We start from the raw sequence: 2041 nt of genomic DNA, 5'->3' as shown, positions 1-2041 counted from the left end.
CGCGCCTCCACCACCATCACCTCCGTGATGATGCCCTACATCACCAGCCAGTTCGCCCGCCGCTCGACGCACGACCGGCCCAGGGTGATCCCGCACGGCGCACGGAACTTCGCCTTCCTCGGCCAGTACGTCGAGATTCCGGAGGACGTCGTCTTCACCGTCGAGTACTCGGTGCGCGGCGCCATGCACGCCGTCCACCAGCTGCTGGGACTCGACCTGCCGGTGCCACCGGTGCACCACGCTCTGGCCGAGCCGGCGACCGTGCTCGCGGCCCTGCGGACCGCGCTCGCCTGAGCCGCGCCGCCTCGTCCGCCAGCCGCACCGCGGAGCGCGGCCGGCGGCGGTTCCGGCAGGAACCGGGAACGGCCCGATCGCTGTTCCCGGTTCGGCGTTTCCGTGTCCTGCCGGTGCCCTGCAGCCCGGAGCGATCAGCCCGCACCCGCACGGCTCGGCGCCCCCGGGGGGGCCGGCGACACCCGTCACGTCCGAGCGGGCACCTCCCCGGGCAGGACCGCCCGGACACGCCGTCACCGGGGCGCATAATGGGGTCCGTTGCCGGGGTTGCCGGGGCCGCCCGGCCCCGGTGTCCTCCGGGAGCCCCCGGCACACTGCCGACGGTCCCACCCGCTGCCCCGACGGCGGGTCCGAGAGTTACGGAGACGCGATGACGGGCAGTACGGAGGCCCAGGCGGGCACCCCGATCACGGTGTTCCTCCTCGACGACCACGAGGTCGTCCGGCGCGGCGTGCACGACCTGCTGGACTCCGAGCCCGACCTCACGGTCATCGGCGAGGCCGCCAGCGTCGAACAGGCCCTGGCCCGCGTGCCGGCGCTGCGCCCCGACGTCGCGGTCCTGGACATGCGGCTGCCCGACGGCGACGGCGTGACCGTCTGCCGCGAACTGCGCTCGAAGATGCCGGAGCTGGCGTGCCTCATCCTGACCTCCTTCGACGACGAGGAGGCGCTGCTGGACTCGATCATGGCCGGCGCCTCCGGCTACGTCCTCAAGCAGATCACCGGCACCGACCTGGTCTCGGCCGTCCGCACGGTCGCCGCCGGCCAGTCCATGCTCGACCCCGGTGCCACCACCCGCCTGATGGCCCGCCTGCGCGGCGACACCGCCCCGCCGGCCTCCGACATGCCCGCTCTCACGGACCGGGAGCGGGAGATCCTCGCGCTGATCGGCGAGGGGCTCACCAACCGGCAGATCGGCGAGCGCCTCTACCTGGCGGAGAAGACCGTCAAGAACCACATCTCCCGGCTGCTGGCCAAGCTCGGCGTCGAGCGCCGCGTCCAGGCCGCCGTCATCGCCACCCAGGCCCTGGCTTCCCACGACCGGGCGGCCGGCCGGACCGGCCGCTGACGACCGGGCCCCGGCGGCGGGCCGCCCGGCCGTCCGACCGGGGCCGAAGGCCCCTGCCCCGCGCGGCGGTCCCGGGCGACCATCGGTGTCATGACCCCTGACACCGCACCGCTGGGCGAGTGGCACTCCCTGCGTCTCCTGGCCACGTCGTCGATCGGGCGCGTCGTCTACACCGTCGGCGCACTGCCCGCCGTCCTGCCGGTCAGGTACCGGCTCGACGACGACGGCAGCGTGCTCGTGCCCGCCCCCGCCGGGTCGGAGTTCCTCCGGGCCGTGGCGGACGCGCTGGTCGCCTTCCAGGCCGACCAGGTGAGCGAGGCGGACGGCAGTGGCTGGAGCGTCACCGTCCTCGGCAGGGCCGAGGTGACCGGCCCCGGGGCCGTGGCCGGGTCGCACCCCTGGCCCGCCGACCGGGTCACCGTCCGCATCCGCTCCGAACTGGTGACCGGACGCCTCCTCGCCGACGTGACGCCCCTTCCGCCCTGACACGACACCGGTGGCCGCTCCCGCCGGCGAGCATCGGACCGGTGGGCTCAGCGTCCCAGCGGGGCCGACCAGACGAGCCGGGTCCCGCCGTCCGCCGCCACTTGCCGCCGATGAAGTTGTCGTAGCGGGGGGCGAAGCTGACGATGCTGCCTTCGGTTCCGGGCCGGGCGTAGACCATGGGCGGCTCTCCTC

The 2041-nt window shown here is 74.7% G+C and carries 3 protein-coding genes; all 3 read left to right on the top strand.

Going from position 1 to position 2041, the window contains the following annotated elements; all coding sequences use genetic code 11:
* Positions 1 to 294, top strand: a 294-nt coding sequence (locus ABZ641_RS34820) for an oleate hydratase (RefSeq protein ID WP_359988369.1), incomplete at its 5' end; no start/stop codon positions are given.
* Positions 295 to 664: 370 nt separating this feature from the next.
* Positions 665 to 1363, top strand: coding sequence for a response regulator transcription factor (locus ABZ641_RS34815; RefSeq protein ID WP_344622348.1), 699 nt, complete (start codon positions 665 to 667; stop codon positions 1361 to 1363).
* A gap of 90 nt (positions 1364 to 1453) precedes the next feature.
* Entirely contained in the window at positions 1454 to 1849 is a 396-nt protein-coding gene (locus ABZ641_RS34810; protein WP_359988367.1) for a pyridoxamine 5'-phosphate oxidase family protein, read from the top strand.
* Positions 1850 to 2041 lie beyond the last annotated feature (192 nt).

The sequence above is a fragment of the Kitasatospora sp. NPDC007106 genome (assembly GCF_040634455.1).
In the GTDB taxonomy this organism is placed as follows: domain Bacteria; phylum Actinomycetota; class Actinomycetes; order Streptomycetales; family Streptomycetaceae; genus Kitasatospora; species Kitasatospora arboriphila.
This window is presented reverse-complemented; position numbering and strand designations above follow the sequence as displayed.